Annotated in this window: 15 protein-coding genes; 8 read left to right on the forward strand and 7 right to left on the reverse strand. The window is 74.4% G+C overall.

From position 1 onward, the window contains the following. Nucleotides 1-93 precede the first annotated feature (93 nt). The 3 genes from LG395_RS41615 to LG395_RS03735 all read left to right on the forward strand — a co-directional run bounded on the left by LG395_RS41615 (nt 94) and on the right by LG395_RS03735 (nt 1,198). Nucleotides 94-141, forward strand: a complete 48-nt coding sequence (locus LG395_RS41615) for a hypothetical protein (RefSeq protein ID WP_309506048.1) — start codon at nt 94-96, stop codon at nt 139-141. A gap of 68 nt (nt 142-209) precedes the next feature. Beyond that, nucleotides 210-761 (forward strand): cupin domain-containing protein, encoded by a 552-nt coding sequence (locus LG395_RS03730; protein ID WP_171152282.1) that lies wholly within the window; start codon nt 210-212, stop codon nt 759-761. Continuing rightward, complete coding sequence (locus LG395_RS03735; RefSeq protein WP_225808423.1) at nt 758-1,198, forward strand: rhodanese-like domain-containing protein; 441 nt, start codon at nt 758-760, stop codon at nt 1,196-1,198. The genes LG395_RS03730 and LG395_RS03735 overlap by 4 nt, the downstream gene beginning before the upstream one ends. 259 nt (nt 1,199-1,457) lie before the next feature. On the opposite strand, the gene LG395_RS03740 is transcribed toward LG395_RS03735, so the two are convergent. The 3 genes from LG395_RS03740 to recA all read right to left on the reverse strand — a co-directional run bounded on the left by LG395_RS03740 (nt 1,458) and on the right by recA (nt 6,294). Further along, entirely contained in the window at nt 1,458-3,986 is a 2,529-nt protein-coding gene (locus LG395_RS03740; protein ID WP_225808424.1) for an ABC transporter permease, read from the reverse strand. Nucleotides 3,987-4,287: 301 nt separating this feature from the next. Then, entirely contained in the window at nt 4,288-5,169 is an 882-nt protein-coding gene (gene recX / locus LG395_RS03745) for a recombination regulator RecX (RefSeq protein ID WP_225808425.1), read from the reverse strand. 3 nt (nt 5,170-5,172) lie between these two features. Then, a complete protein-coding gene (gene recA, locus LG395_RS03750) occupies nt 5,173-6,294 on the reverse strand; it encodes a recombinase RecA (protein WP_225808426.1) in 1,122 nt (373 codons plus the stop codon). A 235-nt stretch (nt 6,295-6,529) separates the two neighbouring features. Between recA and LG395_RS03755 the strand changes: the two genes are divergently transcribed. Then, a complete protein-coding gene (locus LG395_RS03755) occupies nt 6,530-7,027 on the forward strand; it encodes a hypothetical protein (RefSeq protein WP_225808427.1) in 498 nt (165 codons plus the stop codon). A gap of 87 nt (nt 7,028-7,114) precedes the next feature. Continuing rightward, the gene (locus tag LG395_RS03760; protein ID WP_225808428.1) at nt 7,115-7,861 is read left to right on the forward strand and encodes a hypothetical protein; all 747 of its coding nucleotides are present in this window, start codon (nt 7,115-7,117) and stop codon (nt 7,859-7,861) included. A 24-nt stretch (nt 7,862-7,885) separates the two neighbouring features. Here LG395_RS03760 and LG395_RS03765 read toward each other — a convergent pair whose 3' ends face one another. Both LG395_RS03765 and LG395_RS03770 read right to left on the reverse strand, forming a co-directional pair. Beyond that, nucleotides 7,886-9,136: an AI-2E family transporter gene (locus LG395_RS03765; protein WP_225808461.1), complete on the reverse strand. Its 1,251-nt coding sequence runs from the start codon at nt 9,134-9,136 to the stop codon at nt 7,886-7,888. Between the two features lie 180 nt (nt 9,137-9,316). After that, entirely contained in the window at nt 9,317-9,511 is a 195-nt protein-coding gene (locus LG395_RS03770; RefSeq protein ID WP_171152288.1) for a DUF3046 domain-containing protein, read from the reverse strand. Nucleotides 9,512-9,591: 80 nt separating this feature from the next. Between LG395_RS03770 and LG395_RS03775 the strand changes: the two genes are divergently transcribed. Beyond that, a complete protein-coding gene (locus LG395_RS03775; RefSeq protein WP_225808429.1) occupies nt 9,592-10,536 on the forward strand; it encodes a hypothetical protein in 945 nt (314 codons plus the stop codon). Nucleotides 10,537-10,763: 227 nt separating this feature from the next. Here LG395_RS03775 and LG395_RS03780 read toward each other — a convergent pair whose 3' ends face one another. Further along, on the reverse strand, nt 10,764-10,898 hold the full coding sequence (locus LG395_RS03780; RefSeq protein ID WP_372463196.1) for a hypothetical protein: 135 nt from the start codon (nt 10,896-10,898) through the stop codon (nt 10,764-10,766). Nucleotides 10,899-11,156: 258 nt separating this feature from the next. On the opposite strand from LG395_RS03780, the gene LG395_RS03785 reads away from it, so the two are divergent. After that, on the forward strand, nt 11,157-16,211 hold the full coding sequence (locus LG395_RS03785; protein WP_225808430.1) for an ATP-dependent helicase: 5,055 nt from the start codon (nt 11,157-11,159) through the stop codon (nt 16,209-16,211). A gap of 129 nt (nt 16,212-16,340) precedes the next feature. Next, nucleotides 16,341-17,186, forward strand: a complete 846-nt coding sequence (locus tag LG395_RS03790) for an Fpg/Nei family DNA glycosylase (protein ID WP_225808431.1) — start codon at nt 16,341-16,343, stop codon at nt 17,184-17,186. A 371-nt stretch (nt 17,187-17,557) separates the two neighbouring features. Here LG395_RS03790 and LG395_RS03800 read toward each other — a convergent pair whose 3' ends face one another. Continuing rightward, nucleotides 17,558-17,836, reverse strand: a complete 279-nt coding sequence (locus LG395_RS03800; protein ID WP_225808432.1) for a hypothetical protein — start codon at nt 17,834-17,836, stop codon at nt 17,558-17,560. Between the last annotated feature and the right edge of the window lie 59 nt (nt 17,837-17,895).

A 17,895-nucleotide genomic window follows, 5' to 3' on the forward strand; every position in this document is an offset into this window, starting at 1 on the left:
CACAAGGTGACACTCGGTTGACCGCGGTGCGGCGGCAATGCTGTACTCCGGATCGTGACCGACACCTGTGTGCGCCTGTGGCGGAGGGTCCATATGGACCTCGTCCGCTATGCGGGCTGCGTGTGTCGTCCGTCCTGCTGAATTCGCATCCCCCCCTTTCCGGGCGCCGTCGCGCGCCCGTTCCGCGAACGCTCATCAGGACGGTGCACGTGTCTGTCCCCTCCCCCTCGCCTTCTCTGCCCGCGTCCGTGTCCCCCGCCGCCGGACCGGCGCCCACCCAGACGGAACTGCTGGACTTCGTCCGGCGTACGGCGGCCGACACCGAGCTGATCGCCTCGCTGCCGCTCGACCCCGAGGGCCGCACCTGGGTGCGGCTCCAGGGCCCCGGCGGCAGCGAGGCCTGGCTCATCGGCTGGCCTCCCGGTACCGGCACCGGCTGGCACGACCACGCCGACTCGGTCGGCGCCTTCCTCACCGCTTCGGGCGAACTCACCGAGAACTCCCTCGCCGCCCGGCTGCCCACCGACGGCTGGAAGACCCTGGAACTCACCGAGGGGGTGGACCGCGTACGCCGGCTGCCCGCCGGACGGGGCCGCGCCTTCGGCCGCCACCATGTGCACGAGGTGCTCAACGAGTCCCGCGAGCGACACGCGATCTCCGTCCACGCCTACTACCCGCCGCTGCCCCGGATCCGCCGCTACAGTCGCACGGGCCAGGTGCTGCGCCTGGAGCAGGTCGAACGCCCGGAGGACTGGCAGTGAGCGGCACGATCGAGCAGCCGGGGACCGCCGGGGTGGCGTCGCAGCGGCCGCTCGGCATCGACGAGTGGCTGGAGCGCGTGCGCGCCGGCTACCGGCGCGTCGAGGCACGGGAGGCGTATGAGGCGGCGCGGTCCGGCGACGCGCTCCTGGTCGACATCCGGTACGCCGCCCTGCGCGACCGGGACGGGCTCATCCCGGGCGCCGTCGTGATCGAGCGCAACGAACTGGAGTGGCGACTCGACCCCCAGGGCAGCCACCGCCTCCCGGAGGCCACCGGCCACGACCTGCGGATCGTGGTGATCTGCAACGAGGGCTACGCCTCCAGCCTCGCCGCCGCCTCCCTCCACCAGCTGGGCCTGCGCCGGGCGACGGACCTGGTGGGCGGCTTCCAGGCGTGGCGCGCGGAGGGCCTGCCGGTGACCCCGGCGACGGCCTGACCGGCACGGGGTGCCGTACCGGCAGGCGACGCATGGACCGGGTCGGGGCGCCCCGCCTGGGGCTGGACGCCCCGACCGGGAGCGGGTGCCCCTGGCCGGGGCTCGGCGCCCTGACCGTGGCCGGGCGCCTCGGCGGGCCCTTGACGCCCGGTCGGGGCCGGGCGCCCCGCCCGCCACTGGCGCCTGACCGGAATAGGGCCTGACCGGAGTGGCGCCTGACCGGCACTGACCGGGAACCCTTACGCACGTGGGGCCGGTCCTACTCCTTCGCCGTGGCCACGGTCACCGCCCGCACCCGGAGCGCCGCGCGTCCCGGTACGGCGCTGGCGACGAGTGCGAGGAGGCCGGCGACGGCGACGACGCCGAGGTAGAGCAGCGGGGTGACCGCCGGCGCGGCCCGGCCCGTCATGCCGACGCTGAACGCGCTGAGCACGGCGAGGGCGATACCGCTGCCGACCGACGTGGCGAGGAGCAGGGCGGACAGCGCCTCGGTACGCAGCATGCGCAGCACCTGGCGGCGGGTCGCGCCGGCGAGGCGGAGCAGGGCGAACTCCCGGACACGCTCGGCGACCGACATGGCGAGCGTGTTCACGACGGCGATGGCGGTGAAGGCCAGGACGAGTCCCATGGCCAGGTAGTTGACCTCGGCGTTCGCCTGCTGCCGATCGGCCTGGAGGGCGTCGGCGGCGGCCGGCGAAAGAATGCGCACTCCCGGGAACTCACGGAGCGTAGTCGCGAGTTGTTGCTGTGTACGGGACGTGCGGACGAGGACGGAGGAGGCGAGCGGATTGTCCACGTGGCGGGCCACGAGGTCGTGGGCGAGGGTCAGGTCGCCGAAGCCGAGACCCCGGGCGTAGACGGCGGCGACGGTCAGCGTGGCGGGCGTGCCGTCGCCGAGCGTGAGTTTCAGGGTGCTTCCCGGCGTCAGATGCTCCTGGTCGGCGGCCAGTTCGCTGACGGCGACGGTGCCGGGGCCGAGCCGGCCCAGGGAGCCGGCGGTCACCTTCGGGTCCCAGGTGCGGGTCAGACCCGCCGGGGTGACGCCCTGTGCGGGGTATTTGTCGAGGCCGACGCGGACAGTCGTGCGGACCACCTCGGTGACGGTGTCGTGCCGCGCGCGCAGGCGCTCGGCGGCCTCGCCGGGAACGCCGGGCCCTTGGGCGGCGACGACCCAGTCGGCCCGGACGCCCTCGCGGACCTGGGTGCGGGCGGCATCGCCGAGGGTGTCCTGGACGAACAGGACGGTGCATGTCATGCCGACGAGCAGGGTGAGGGGGGTGACGACGGAGGCCATGCGGGCGGCGTTGCCGCGCAGGTTGGCGGTGGCGAGCCTGCCGCCGTGACCGGTGAGCCGGAGCGGGCCGGCCAGGAGCAGCGCGGCGGCCTTGACCAGGAGGGGACCGAGCAGGGCCACGGAGGCGGACAGGACGACGACGGCCAGGAAGGTCACGGGCGTGGAGGCGGGCTCGGTGCGCAGAGAGGTGAGGACGACGACGAGGACGACTCCGCCGGCGAGCAGCGACAGTCCGGCGGCGATGCGGCCCCAGGCCGGCCGGGTGCGCTCGGTCCTGGCTTCGGCCAGGGCCTCGGCCGGGCGGATCCGGGCGATCCTGCGGGAGGCGTTCCGGGCCGCCGCCCAGGCTCCGAGAAGGGTGGCGGCAAGAGCGGCGAGCGGCGGGAAGACGCTCACGGTGTGGTCGAGCGTGTCGGGTACGGCGCCCAGGGCGACGAACCTCGCGTGCAACCAGCCGCCGAGCGGCAGTCCGAGCAGGGCGCCGGCCGTGCCCGCCAGCGCGCCGACGATCAGCGCCTCCCTGCCGAGCAGTTTGCGGATCTGGCCGGATGTGGCGGCGATGGCCCGCAGCAGGGCGAGTTCGCGGTGGCGCTGCTGGACGGTGAGCGCGAAGGTGCCGACCACCACGAGCACCGCCACCAGCAGCGAGGTGCCGCCCATGGCCCCGCCCATGCTGACCAGCCGGGTACGGGCCGCTGCCGCGTCGAGGAACTCCACGGGCCCGCGGGCGTCCCCGGTGCCTACCTGTGCCGTGGTGCCGTCCAGCGCCCGTGCCACGCTTCCGCGCACCCGTTCGGGGTCCGCCCCCTTGGCCGGGAGCACACCGAACGCGGTGACCTGTCCGGGGTGCGCGGCCAGTCTGCGGGCCTCCCCGGTGGAGAAGAACAGGGACGTCTGGTGGCGTACGGCGGTGGCCGGGGCTGCGATACCGGTGATCCGGTAGGTGCGCGGGGCCTGGGTGGACTGCACGGTGAGCCGGTCGCCGGGGCGCAGCCGGTCGCGTGCGGCAAGGTAGCCGTCGATGACGACGTCACCGGCGGCCTGAGGGGCACCGCCCGCTGTCAGCCGGTACGGGGTCAGCGCGGCCGAGTCCCAGGCATGGCCGTAGGCGGCACGGCCACCGGTGCCGCCCTGGGTCAACGGCTGTGCGGGGAAGGTGAGTTCGGGGACGACCCGGGCCACGCCGGGAGTGTGGGCGAGGGTGCCGCGCAGGTGTTCGGGCAGCCAGGCGCGCTCGGCGATGGGTTTCGCCTTGTGCTTGACCTTGGTCTTGCCCTTCTTGTGCTTGACGGTGGTCCGGTGCACGTACTGGTCGGCGGAGACCACGACGGGAGCGGCGGCGTAGCGCTCGGTCCGGATGGTGCCGCGCAGGCCGGTGTCCAGGAGGGTGCCGCACGCGGTGATCAGAGCGGCCGCGCACAACAGGGCCAGGAAGGCGCCGAGGAAGCCCGCCTTGCGGGCGCGGACCGACTGCAGGGCGTAACGCAGCATCATGGGACGGGCTCTCTTCTGTTGTACGCATCAGTTGTGTCGTGCGCTGGGCGTGCGTACAGACTCGCCGGTGCGGAGCGGGAGAGCACTGCGGTGGCCCGGCGTCCTGGGAGGGGGGCCACCCCTACCGTCCGCGGCGGGATCGGCCCCACCCCGGGAGCCCGTCACACGCCTCCGACCGCACCGTCCGCCTCCGTCCCGGGAGGCCGTCGCACTCCTCGTCCCGGGGGAGCCCCCGCACCGCCCTTCCGCGAAGCGGCCGGAAGCCGCCGACGAGCGGCCGCAGCCCTCGTCCCGAGGCTCGTCAGAAGTTTCCGTCCTCGAGGAACTCGGTGTCCTCCCCCTCTTCCTCCAAGGCCTGGCGGACGACCCTGAGGGCCATGCCCTCCGGGTAGCCCTTGCGGGCCAGCATGCCCGCGAGCCGGCGGAGCCGCTTGTCCCGTTCGAGGCCGCGGGTGGCCCGCAGTTTGCGGGCGACGAGTTCGCGGGCGGTCTCCTCCTCCTGCTCGGAGTCGAGCTGGGCGACGGCGTCCTCGATCACTGCCGAGTCGACCCCCTTGGTGCGCAGTTCCCTGGCGAGTGCGCGGCGGGCGAGCCCTCGGCCATGGTGCCGGGACTCCACCCAGGCGTCCGCGAAGGCACCGTCGTCGATGAGCCCGACCTCCTCGAACCTCGACAGCACCTCCTCGGCCGCGTCCTCGGGGATCTCCCGCTTGCGCAGGGCGTCCGCGAGTTGCTTGCGGGTGCGCGGGGTCCCGGTGAGCAGGCGCAGGCAGATCGCCCGGGCCCGCTCGACCGGGTCCCCTGAAGACTCCCCCTGCTCGTCCCTCGCCGAGGAAGGGGCGCCTTCGTCCTCACCGGGCCCGGACGCGTCGCCGAACCCGCGCCGCCGGCCACGCCCCCGACGGCCGCTGCGCGCTCCCCCGGACCGCCCGGACCGGCGACCGCCGAGCGAATCGCCCCCGTGCGGCTCGCCGTCCTCGTCCCCCAGGCCCGCGGCACCCCTGTCACCGCCGTAGCCGCCGGTCCCCGGGTACGCGTCAGGTCCGCCGTACGCGCCGCCGAACCCGTCCTCCCGGTGTCCGGCGTCACCCTCCGGGACGGGGTCCGGGTGGCCACCGGTGCCCCTCCCCCGTGGGGCGCCGGTGACGTACTCGTACTCGGCCCAGTCGGTTCGTCGTGTCACGGGTCAGCTCTTGGCTGCGGCGGCCTTGGGCTTGGTGGCCTTGGCGGCTGCCGGTGCGGGGACCGACTTGGCGGGGTCGTCGGCCGCGGTGACCGCGTCGGCGCCCGGCTCGGCGGCGGGCTCCTCCGGCCGGACTCCCACGCCCAGCTTCTCCTTGATCTTCTTCTCGATCTCGTTGGCCAGGTCGGGGTTGTCCTTCAGGAAGTTGCGCGCGTTCTCCTTGCCCTGGCCGAGCTGGTCGCCCTCGTACGTGTACCAGGCGCCGGCCTTGCGCACGAAGCCGTGCTCCACGCCCATGTCGATCAGACCGCCCTCGCGGCTGATGCCCTGGCCGTAGAGGATGTCGAACTCGGCCTGCTTGAAGGGCGGCGCGACCTTGTTCTTGACGACCTTGCAGCGCGTGCGGTTGCCGACCGCCTCCGTGCCGTCCTTCAAGGTCTCGATGCGGCGGATGTCGATACGCACCGAGGCGTAGAACTTCAGCGCCCGGCCACCGGTCGTGGTCTCCGGTGAGCCGAACATCACGCCGATCTTCTCGCGGAGCTGGTTGATGAAGATCGCGGTGGTCTTGGACTGGTTGAGCGCGCTGGTGATCTTCCGCAGCGCCTGGCTCATCAGGCGGGCCTGCAGACCCACGTGGCTGTCGCCCATCTCGCCCTCGATCTCCGCGCGCGGGACGAGCGCGGCGACGGAGTCGATGACGATGAGGTCCAGGGCACCGGAGCGGACCAGCATGTCCACGATCTCCAGGGCCTGCTCGCCGTTGTCCGGCTGGGACAGGATGAGGTTGTCGATGTCGACGCCGAGCTTGCGCGCGTACTCGGGGTCGAGGGCGTGCTCGGCGTCCACGAAGGCGACCTGGCCGCCGGCCTTCTGTGCGTTCGCCACGGCGTGCAGGGTCAGGGTCGTCTTACCGGAGGACTCCGGTCCGTAGATCTCCACGACACGGCCGCGCGGCAGGCCACCGACGCCGAGGGCGACGTCGAGGGCGGTCGACCCGGTCGGGATGACCTCGATGGGCTCCTTCGACCGCTCGCCCATGCGCATGACCGCGCCCTTGCCGAATTGTCGTTCAATCTGCGCGAGCGCGGCGTCGAGCGCCTTCTCGCGGTCGGTTCCTGCCATGGGTTCCACCCGGTTTGCTTGAGTCGATCGCTTCACGTCAAAGACGCTAACGCCTGCCACTGACAATGCGCCCCGACGCAGGCCTGGCCTGTGGATAACCGAGGGACATCTGCCCGCGAACCGGGGCGAAATCCCCACCGAAAGCCTCGCCTGAGCCTCCATAAGAATGGATGTTCGATTTTCGTGTCAAGCGCGCCACCGGGCACCGGCCGGGGCCTCCGTAGGCTGTGCGGCGATGGAGGACGACGACGGGACGCGGGCCCTGTTCCACGCCCTTGACCGGCTGCCCGGACCGCGCCACCTGGAACACCCCGACGGCTTCGACCACGCCCGGGCGCGGCTGCGGGCGGCGGGGCTGCGGGACCGGCTCTCCCACGACTTCGGCCGGCCCTGCCGACTCGACGAGGGGTTCCAGGACGCGAGCTTCTCCTTCTCCCTGGACATCCCGGCCGAGGCGACCGGGGCCGGGGTGCCCCTCGGTGTGCGGCTGAGCGACTACGGCGATCTGGCGGTGGTCATCACGTCGGCGCCCGGCGGCCACGACGACCTGGACGACGCCGTGCGCGACGGCGCGCTCTCGGAGACGGACCGCGACCGGATCACGGTGGCCCTGGCCGACCTGGGCTACCGGCCCGTCGCCCCTCGGCTGCTCCACCGGCCGTACGACGGCTTGACCTGGCTCACCGACGGGGACCACGCGACCTGGTGGACCCGGTTCTTCGACCACCTGTGACAGGCGCGGGCGTGCTCCCGGCGGCGTACCACGGGTGTCTCCGGCAGGACGACGACCCCGCGGGCCGGGCCCGGAAGCCTTGGGCCCATGAAGAACCCGCGCGCCGCCGTCGACCGCCTCTGTCACACGACGGGGCTGCTCCTCGTCCTGTCCGGCCTCGCCCACCTGGTGGTGTTCGCGGTCGACGGCGGTCCCTGGGACGGTCCCGTCTCCTGGCGCAAGCCCGTCACCTTCGGGCTCTCGTTCGGGGTGACGCTGATCGCCGTCACGTGGGTCACGTCCTACCTGCGGACCGGTGACCGGCTGCGCCCGGTCCTGCTGCTGGTCTTCGCCGCCGACTGCGTGCTGGAGGTGGGCGGGATCACCCTCCAGGCCTGGCGCCGGGTGCCCTCGCACCTGAACAGGGAGACCCCCTTCGACACGGTGGTGTCCATGACGCTCGCGGTGGGCGGCGGCGTCCTGGTGGTCCTGCTCACCGTCTTCGCCGTCGCGTCCTTCCGGCGCCGGCCGACGGGCCCCGCCGGCATGCCCCTGGCCGTGCGTTCCGGTTTCGCGCTCCTGCTGGTCGCGCTGGCCTCCGGCGCGGCGATGATCGCGCGCGGGGTCGTCCTGACCCGGACCGGCCACCAGGAGGCGGCCTATCACTCGACGGCCCCGCTCAAGCCGCTGCACGGCGTGAGCCTGCACGCGGTCCTCGTCCTGCCCCTGCTGGCCCGACTGCTGACCCGCACCGCGTGGGGCGAGCGGACGCGCCGGCGCATCGTGGCCGTGGCGGCGGGCGGCTACACGGCGGCCGTCGCCGTGGCCGCCGTGTGGGCGGTCCTGACGTACTGAGACGCGCCGTCGCGCGCGGGCGGGCTACGGCCGCTGTGCCCCGTCGGGGCGGCGGCCGGCCCAGAGCCGACGCGCGCGCGTGAGCACCCCGGGGCCGCCCGGGCCGCTGCCGCGGCGGCCGTGCACCCGGGGGTCGTCCGTGACGGCGTACCGCTTCACGTACGCCCCCAGGAACGCCTGGAGCGTGGCCACCGCCGGGATGGCGATCAGCGCGCCGACCGCGCCCAGCAGCGCGGTGCCCGCGACGACCGAGCCGAAGGCGACCGCCGGGTGGATGTCGACCGTCTTGGCGGTCAGCTTCGGCTGGAGCATGTAGTTCTCGAACTGCTGGTAGATCACGACGAAGATCAGCACCCAGAGCGCGTACCAGGGGTTGACGGTGAACGCGATCAGCATCGGCAGCGCGCCCGCGAGGTACGTTCCGATGGTGGGGATGAACTGCGAGACCAGGCCCACCCAGACGCCGAGCACGGGCGCGTACGGCACACCGAGGGCCTCCAGCAGGATGTAGTGGGCGATGCCGGAGACGAGTGCCATGAGGCCGCGCGAGTACAGATAGCCGCCCGTCTTGTCGACGGCGATCTCCCAGGCGCGCAGCACCTCGGCCTGGCGTGCGGGCGGCAGGACGGAGCACAGGGCGCGGCGCAGCCGGGGGCCGTCGGCGGCGAAGTAGAAGGAGAACAGCGCGACCGTCAGCAGCTGGAAGAGCCCGCCCAGCACCTGGGCGGAGACGTCGAGGACTCCGGCCGCGCTGTTCTGCACGTACTTGCGCAGCCAGTCGGAGTGGAGGAGGCCCTCCTGGACATCCACCCGTCTGAGATCGGTGCGGAAGGTCTGGTTGATCCAGTGGATGAGCGAGTCCAGGTAGCCGGGGAAGCCCTCGATCATCTTGATGATCTGGCCGGCCAGCATGGACCCGAGCAGGGTGACGAACCCGGCGGCGAAGACGGTCAGGCCGAGGAAGACCAGGAAGGTCGCGAGCCCCCTGCGCATGCCACGGGCCGCCATCCGGCTCACCGCGGGCTCTATCGCGAGGGCCAGGAAGAACGCGATCAGTATGTTGATCAGGAGCCCGGTCAGCTGGTGGAAGGCCCAGCTGCCCAGCTGGAACGCGGCGACCAGCGCGAGCGCGAGCACCATGGCGCGCGGCAGCCAGCGCGGCATCCGGGCGCCCGGCGCGACGGTGCCGGGGGCGGGGGGCCGGTCGGGCGGGAGCGTATCGGCCGTCGCCGTCTGCCCGCGGGACTGCTCGCCGTCCTCGGGAGTGGGTGCCAGGGGGTGCTCGTTGGGTGCCACGCGCCCAGTCTCGCCCACCCCACCGACAACCGGCGCCTCGCTGCGATCTTCGTGACAGATCAGTGCCGTACTGTCGACTTCCTCACCGGCAAACCCGGCATTCCGGCCGGCACGTCAGCGCTTCTCTCCCGGCACGTCCGGCACGCCCGTCTCCGCACCTCAGCGCTTCTCGCCGGGTACGCCCATCACCGCGCAGACCACGCGCCACACGTCCTTGGCCTCCCAGCCGGCGTCCAGCGCCTGGTTCACCGTGCGTCCGCCCAGTTCCGACATCACGTGATCGCGCGCGAAGGTGTCGGCGTACCCCGGACCGAAGTGTTCCGCCATCCGCTGCCAGAAGACCGTCAACCGCATGACTCCAGTATCCCGCCCCTGGGGGTGGGCCCTGTCCGGGAGCGCCTGCCGAGACCGCTTTCCGTCCTACGGTCTGACGCATGGCCGATACAGGAGCTTCCCCACCCCCCTCCACGCCCCCGGCGCGCTCCCCGCTCTTCCGTGCCGAACAGTTCGTGTGGCTCACCGCGCGCGTGCTGGAGCAGCACCTCTTCGCGTACCACTTCCTGCGCGGCAGCCCGGAGGCGGTGGAAGCGGCACTGGACGCCTACCGCAACGAGGACGGGGGCTACGGGCACGCGCTGGAGCCCGATCTGCGCGGGCCGGTCAGCCAGCCCCTGCACACGGCGCACGCCCTGGGCGTGCTGGACGCCATCGGGCGGTGCGGCGGCCAGCGGGTGGAGCGCGTGTGCCGCTACCTGACCTCGGTGTCCACCCCGGACGGCGCCCTGCCGGCGATCCACCCTGGCCAGCGCGGGTACCCGACGGCGCCGTTCGTCCCGGTCGTCGACGATCCGCCCAGCGACCTGCTGGCCACCGGGCCGGTGGTCGGGCTGCTGCACCGCAACGAGGTGTGGCATGCCTGGCTGTTCCGGGCCACCGACTACTGCTGGCAGGCGGTGGAGTCCCTGGAGAAGTCCCACCCCTACGAGGTGCGGGCCGCCCTGGCCTTCCTGGACTCCGCCCCCGACCGCACGCGCGCGGAGGCCGCCGCCGACCGGCTGGGCCGCCTGGTGCGGGAGCAGCGGCTCGCGGCCCTGGACCCGGAGCGGCTCGACGCGTTCCCGGTCCCGTCCGGCTATGCCCCGGGTGAGCACCACTTCCCGCACGACTTCGCCCCGCGCCCGGACTCGCTCGCGCGCGCGTGGTTCACGGACGACGAGATGACGCGCTCGCTGGACCACCTGGCCGCCGGTCAGGAGGAGGACGGCGGCTGGCCGGTACGGTGGCGCCGGTGGGCTCCCGCGCCCGCCCTGGAGGCGCGCTCCCTGGTGACGATCGAAGCCCTGCGCACCCTGCGGGCTTACGGCCGCTTCGTGGGCTGACCGGTCCTGTCGACGGCCGGGGCCGCCCGTCAGGGGGAGGGCGGCCCGAGCCGGTCCTGTCGACGGCCGGCGCCGACCGTCAGGGGGAGGGCGGCCCGACCCGTCAGGGGAGGGCGGCCCGCTCGGCCGCCAAGGGCCGATCACCTGCCGCCCGCCTCCGCTGACCCGCCGACGGCCCGTACGCCCGCCGACGGCCCGTACGCCCGCCGTCGGCCCGCCCGCCGACGTCACCGCCCCGGCCGCGCCGCCACGACCAGCAGGAACGAGGTCCGCCCCACGAGTGCCCGGGCCGCCGCACCGGGCCCGGCGACCAGGGCGTCCGGCACCAGCGCCTGACCGGCGGCGAACGTCTGCTGGGCCACGGGCGCGGCGATCAGGGCGGCGAGCCGCCGTCGCGTCCAGGTCCCCGCGCATGTCCAGCCGCCCCGGGCCCCACCCCGCCCGCTCGGCCCGGGCGCGAACGGAGCCGCCTCGCCTCCGCGGCGCCCCCGGTCGCCCACAGCCGCTCCACGGCCCTCGCACCCGGCCCGCATCTGCCGGCACTCGACGCCAGGCACCCCGTGATCGTCCCGTTTGCCCAGGTCAGGGCGTTTGTCAGTGGGTGGGTGCAGGATAGACGCATGGTCAGCTCCGCACACCGAGCCCTCGACGGCTTCTCCCCCGCGACCCGCGGCTGGTTCACGGGGGCCTTCTCCGCGCCCACCGCGGCCCAGGCGGGCGCGTGGAAGGCCATCGGGGAGGGCTCGGACGTGCTGGTGGTCGCCCCGACCGGTTCCGGCAAGACGTTGGCCGCGTTCCTCGCCGCCCTCGACCAGCTGGCCTCGACCCCGCCCCCGGCCGATCCGAAGAAGCGCTGCCGGGTGCTGTACGTGTCCCCGCTGAAGGCCCTCGCGGTCGACGTCGAACGCAATCTGCGCAGCCCGCTGACGGGTATCCGGCAGGAGTCCGTGCGGCGGGGCCTGCCCGAGCCGGAGGTCAGGGTCGGCATCCGCTCCGGCGACACCCCGCCCGCCGAGCGCCGCGCCCTGTCCACGCGCCCGCCGGACATCCTGATCACCACCCCCGAGTCGCTGTTCCTCATGCTGACGTCGGCCACGCGCGACGCGCTCACGGGCGTGGAGACGGTGATCCTGGACGAGGTGCACGCGGTCGCGGGCACCAAGCGCGGCGCGCACCTCGCGCTCTCCCTGGAGCGGCTGGACGAGCTGCTGCCCAGGCCCGCCCGCCGGATCGGCCTGTCGGCGACCGTGCGCCCGGTGGACGAGGTGGCCCGGTATCTGTCCCCCCGCCGCAAGGTGGAGATCGTCCAGCCCGAGTCCGGCAAGGAGTTCGACCTCTCCGTGGTCGTCCCCGTCGAGGACATGGGCGAGCTGGCGGGCGCCCCGGCCGCCGACGCCTCCGCGGGCGGGGAGCGGCCGTCGATCTGGCCGCACGTGGAGGAGCGGATCGCCGACCTGGTGCAGGCCCACCGGTCCACCATCGTCTTCGCCAACTCGCGCCGTCTGGCTGAGCGGCTGTGCAACCGGCTCAACGAGATCGCGTACGAGCGTGCCACCGGCGAGCCCCTGGACGAGCACCACTCCCCCGCCCAGCTGATGGGCGGCTCCGGCGCCGCCCAGGGCGCGCCGCCGGTGATCGCCCGCGCCCACCACGGCTCGGTCTCCAAGGAGCAGCGTGCCCTCGTCGAGGAGGACCTCAAGGCCGGGCGGCTGCCCGCGGTGGTCGCCACCTCCAGCCTGGAACTCGGCATCGACATGGGCGCCGTGGACCTGGTGGTGCAGGTCGAGTCCCCGCCGTCGGTCGCCTCCGGTCTGCAGCGGGTGGGCCGCGCGGGACACCAGGTCGGTGCCGTCTCCACGGGTGTCGTCTTCCCGAAGTACCGGGGCGACCTGGTCCAGGCCGCCGTGGTCACCGAGCGGATGCGCACGGGCGCGATCGAGTCGCTGAAGGTGCCCGCGAACCCGCTGGACGTGCTCGCGCAGCAGCTGGTCGCCATGACGGCGCTGGACACCTGGCAGTTCGACGACCTGCTCGCCGTGGTCCGCCGGGCGGCCCCGTTCGCCTCGCTGCCCGAGTCGGCGTTCACGGCGACGCTGGACATGCTGGCGGGCCGCTATCCGTCGGACGCGTTCGCGGAGCTGCGCCCGCGTGTGGTGTGGGACCGCGTCACGGGCGACATCACCGGCCGTCCGGGCGCCCAGCGCCTCGCCGTCACCTCCGGCGGCACGATCCCGGACCGCGGCCTGTTCGGCGTGTTCCTCGCCGGTTCCGACCCCAAGAAGGGCGGCGGCCGGGTCGGCGAGCTGGACGAGGAGATGGTCTACGAGTCCCGGGTGGGGGACGTCTTCACGCTGGGCACGAGTTCGTGGCGGATCGAGGACATCACGCGCGACCGCGTCCTCGTCTCGCCTGCGCCGGGCGTGCCGGGCCGGCTGCCCTTCTGGAAGGGCGACCAGCTGGGCCGGCCGCTGGAGCTGGGCCGCGCGGTGGGCGCGTTCCTGCGCGAGGTCGGCTCGCTGCCCAAGGACGACGCCCGGCTGCGGCTGCTGACGGCGGGCCTGGACGCGTGGGCGGCGGACAACGTGCTGTCGTACCTGGACGAGCAGCGCGAGGCCTGCGGTCACGTCCCGGACGACCGCACGATCGTCGTGGAGCGGTTCCGCGACGAGCTGGGCGACTGGCGGGTCGTGGTCCACTCGCCGTTCGGCGCCCAGGTCCACGCACCCTGGGCCCTCGCGCTCGGCGCCCGCCTGTCCGAGCGCTACGGCATGGACGCCCAGGTCATGCACGCCGACGACGGCATCGTGCTGCGCCTGCCCGACGCCGACCTGATGGGCCTGGACCTGCTCGACCAGGAACCCGTGAAGGCCGGCACCGAGTACGACAGCGACCAGGCCCCGGTCGGCGCTGCCGACGTCGCCTTCGACAAGGGCGAGGTCGACCAGATCGTCACCGACCAGGTCGGCGGCTCCGCCCTGTTCGCCTCCCGGTTCCGGGAGTGCGCCGCCCGCGCGCTGCTGCTGCCGCGCCGCAATCCCGGCAAGCGCACCCCGCTGTGGCAGCAGCGCCAGCGGGCGGCGCAGCTGCTCCAGGTGGCGAGCGAGTTCGGCTCGTTCCCGATCGTCCTGGAGGCGATCCGCGAATGCCTCCAGGACGTCTTCGACGTGCCCGGGCTGGTCGAGCTGATGGGCGACATCGAGTCCCGCAAGGTGCGCCTGGTCGAGGTGACCACCCCGGAGCCGTCCCCGTTCGCCCGCTCCCTGCTCTTCGGGTACGTCGCCCAGTTCCTGTACGAGGGCGACTCCCCGCTGGCCGAGCGGCGCGCCGCCGCGCTGTCCCTGGACTCGCGGCTGCTGGCCGAGCTGCTGGGCCAGGCGGAGCTGCGCGAACTGCTCGACGCCGAGGTGCTGACCGAGCTGGAGCGCGAGCTGCAGTGGCTCACCGAGGACCGCCGGGTCAAGGACGTCGAGGGCGTCGCCGACGTGCTCCGGCTGCTCGGTCCGCTGACCGACGCGGAACTGCTCGCGCGCGGTGCGGACCCGCAGTGGGCGCGGGAGCTGGCCGGTGCCCGCCGGGCGATCAGGGTGCGGATCGCGGGCGCCGAGCACTGGGCGGCCGTGGAGGACGCGGGCCGGCTGCGCGACGCGCTCGGCACGGCGCTGCCGGTCGGTGTCCCCGAGGCGTTCACCGAGCCGGTCAAGGACCCGCTGGGCGACATCCTCGCGCGGTACGCCCGTACCCACGGCCCGTTCACCTCGGCCACCGTGGCGGCGCGGTTCGGCCTGGGGGTGGCCGTCACCGAGGGCGCGCTGCAGCGGCTGGCCGCGGCCGGCCGGATCGTGCAGGGCGAGTTCCACCCGGCCGGCATCGGCCAGGAGTGGTGTGACGCGGCCGTGCTGCGCCGGCTGCGCCGCCGTTCCCTTGCGGCTCTGCGGCATGAGCTGGAGCCCGTGCCGCCCGCCGCGCTCGCCCAGTTCCTGCCGCAGTGGCAGCACATCGGCAGGGGCCATGGTCTGCGGGGCGTCGACGGACTGGTGCGGGCCGTCGAGCAGTTGCAGGGCGCCTCCGTGCCGGCCTCCGCGCTGGAGAAGCTGGTGCTGCCCTCCCGCGTGGCGAACTACACGCCCTCGATGCTGGACGAGCTGACCGCCGCGGGCGAGGTGGTGTGGGCCGGAGCGGGTGCCCTGCCCGGCAAGGACGGCTGGGTCTCCCTCTATCTGGCGGACGCGGCACCGGTGCTGCTCCCGGCACCGCACCCGCTGGAGCTGACCGCGCTGCACCAGTCGGTCCTCGACGCCCTCTCCGGTGGCTACGGCCTGTTCTTCCGGCAGATCGCCGACCAGGTCCGCGCCACCACGCACCCCGACGTCACCGACCCGCACCTGGCCGACGCCCTCTGGGACCTGGCCTGGTCGGGCCGGCTCACCAACGACACCCTGGCGCCGATGCGCTCCCTGCTGGGTTCGGGCCGTACGGCGGGCTCGACCGCACACCGTGCGAAGCGTGCCGTCCCGCGCGGGCGCTACGGCTCGCTGACGGCCGCCGCGCGCACCGCATCCCGCACCGGCCCGCCGACCGTCGCCGGCCGCTGGTCACTGCTGCCCGCGGCCGAGCCGGACGCCACCGTGCGCGCGCACGCGCTGGCCCGCACGCTCCTGGACCGGCACGGTGTGGTCACCCGGGGCGCGGTCGCCGCGGAGGGCGTGGAGGGCGGCTTCTCAGCGGTGTACCGGGTGCTGTCCGTGTTCGAGGAGAGCGGTCAGGCCCGGCGCGGCTACGTGGTCGAGGGGCTGGGCGCGGCCCAGTTCGCCATGGACGGCGCGGTCGACCGCCTCCGCGCGGTGGCGAACGCCCGCGAGCGGACGGAGGGCCTGCCGGCCCCGGTACGCCCGCAGGGTTTCGGCGTCCCTGGCGGTGCGGACGGCTTCGGCGCCCCGGATGCCATGAACGGCTTCGCCGGGCGGGACTTCCCGAACCCGTTCGACGGTCCCGGCGGCGTCACCGGGACCCCGCACGGCCACACGCCCCCCGGTGCCCTCGACGGAGCCGAGGGCGGCTTCGGCCACCCCGGCCTGGACGGCGACTTCGCCTGGCCCCCGGAGGACTCCTCCGGCGGGGACGGCAACCCGGCGGCGGCCCGCGACCTCGCCGACCCGTTCGCCTCCCCCGGCTACGGCGGCCCCCGCGGTGGCCCCTCCTACGGCCCCGGCTCCGGCTCGACCGCCTACGGCGCGTCCCCGTACCGCGGTCAGGGCAACGGCCGGCCGGGCACCGCCACGCCCGACCCCCGCGCCGTGGTCCTCGCCGCGGCCGATCCCGCGAACGCCTACGGCTCCGCGCTGCCCTGGCCGGAACCGCCGGCCGGAGCCGGGCACAAGCCGGGCCGAAAGGCGGGCTCGCTCGTCGTCCTGGTGGAGGGCGATCTGACGCTGTACATGGAGCGCGGCGGCAAGACGCTGCTGGCCTGGCCGGCCGCCCCCGACGCGGCCGCGACGGACGACCCGCGCCTGCGCACGGCCGCCGAGGCGCTCGCCGCGGCAGCCCGCGCGGGCTCGCTCGGCACGGTCACGGTCGAGCGGATCAACGGCGTCCAGGCCCTGACCTCGCCCATAGGCACCCTCCTGGAGGCGGCGGGATTCGTGGCGACACCGCGCGGCCTGCGCCTGAGAGCATGAGGTCCGGTAGGCCGGGCGGCGGGAGCCGACGCCGGCACGGCGCCTGCCCTGGTCCCGTCAGCCCGCGCCCGCTGCCGCCGTCCCCCTCTCACCCGCCCGCTCCCACCCCACCGTGGCACCCTTGGACCCATGCCCGAAGGTGACACGGTCTGGCAGGCCGCGCGGCGGCTGCACGAGGCCCTCGCGGGCAAGGCGCTGACCCGCAGCGACTTCCGCGTACCGAAGTACGCGACGGTCGACCTGTCCGGCCGCAGGGTGCTGAACACCCTTCCGCGCGGCAAGCACATCCTCACCCGGTTCGAGGGCGGCCTCACCCTGCACACCCACCTGCGCATGGAGGGCGCGTGGAAGGTGTTCGGCACCGGCGAACGCTGGCGGGGCGGACCGGCGTACCAGGTCCGGGCGGTTCTCGGCACCGCCGACCGCACGGCCGTCGGCTACCGGCTCCCGGTCCTGGAGTTGCTGCGCACGACCGAGGAGGAGCGGGTCGTCGGCCATCTCGGCCCCGACCTGCTCGGCCCGGACTGGGATCCCGAGCGCGCCCTGGCCAACGTCCTGTCGGACCCGGGCCGCGAGCTCGGCGAGGCCCTGCTGGACCAGCGCAATCTGGCCGGCATCGGCAACGTCTACAAGAGCGAGCTGTGTTTCCTCCTCGGCGTCACCCCCTGGCTGCCGGCCGGGGCGCTGCCCGCGGACCTCGCCGGGCGGCTGCCCGGGCTGGCCAAGCGGCTGCTGGAGACCAACCGCGACCGCCCGGTCCGGCAGACCACGGGCCTGCCCCGGTACGACCTGTTCGTCTACGGCCGCGCCCCCCGCCCGTGCCTGCGCTGCCACACCTCCGTACGGGTGGCCGACCAGGGCGACGGTTCCCAGGAACGCCCCACCTACTGGTGCCCCACCTGCCAGACGGGCCCCGCCCCCGCACCCGGATCCCCCCAGCGCTGGCGGGACAAGTACCCGCGCCGCACCGGCTGACCGACCAGCCTCACCGACCGGCCGCCCCGGACTCGCCCGCCCCCGTAGGCGGACCGCCCGAAGCGCTCGGACCGTCCCCTCACGGTTCCACGGCGCCATGGTGCACCGTGCCGACCGCGACGCCAGCGGCCTGAACGGCACCGACCACGCCGACCCGGCCCAGCGGGGTCGTCCGGCTCATCGCGGCCTGGGTGTCCGCCTGGGCCTCAGGGTCGTGCCGGCCGGTCACGGGAGTGCGCCCCCCGGCCCGGCCGCGTCGACCCGGGTGCCGTGCGGGCCGGCCCCGGTGGCCGGCGCCGCGGTCCACTGCGCCTCACAACCGGATGACGTCGCGTACGCGGTGCCGTACCGGGCGTCGGACACGTCGGCGTTCACGAGGGGCCGGATGATTCGCCCGAACGGGGGCGCCGCACTGCCTTGGTGACGCCCTCCCCCCGCCAGGCGGCCACCCGGGGTCCCGAGTGGGCGGCGCCGGTCGCCCGGCCCTTGGGCACACAGTGCACGGGCAGCAGGCTCAGTCCCCAGCCGCCGGCGGCGACGGCCCCTTCGAGCACGCCCGAGCCCTCTCCCAGGGCGAGCCGCAGCACGGCCCACCACCACACCGCCCCCAGGGCGAGCGCCAGTCCCCAGCGCACTGTCCGTCCCGCCATGCCCGCCACCACCTCCAGCCGGACGCTAGACCGCCGCCGCGACCGCGCGGGAGGCGCAC

It is taken from the genome of Streptomyces spinosus, from assembly GCF_020400655.1.
Classification (GTDB): Bacteria; Actinomycetota; Actinomycetes; order Streptomycetales; family Streptomycetaceae; genus Streptomyces; species Streptomyces argyrophylli.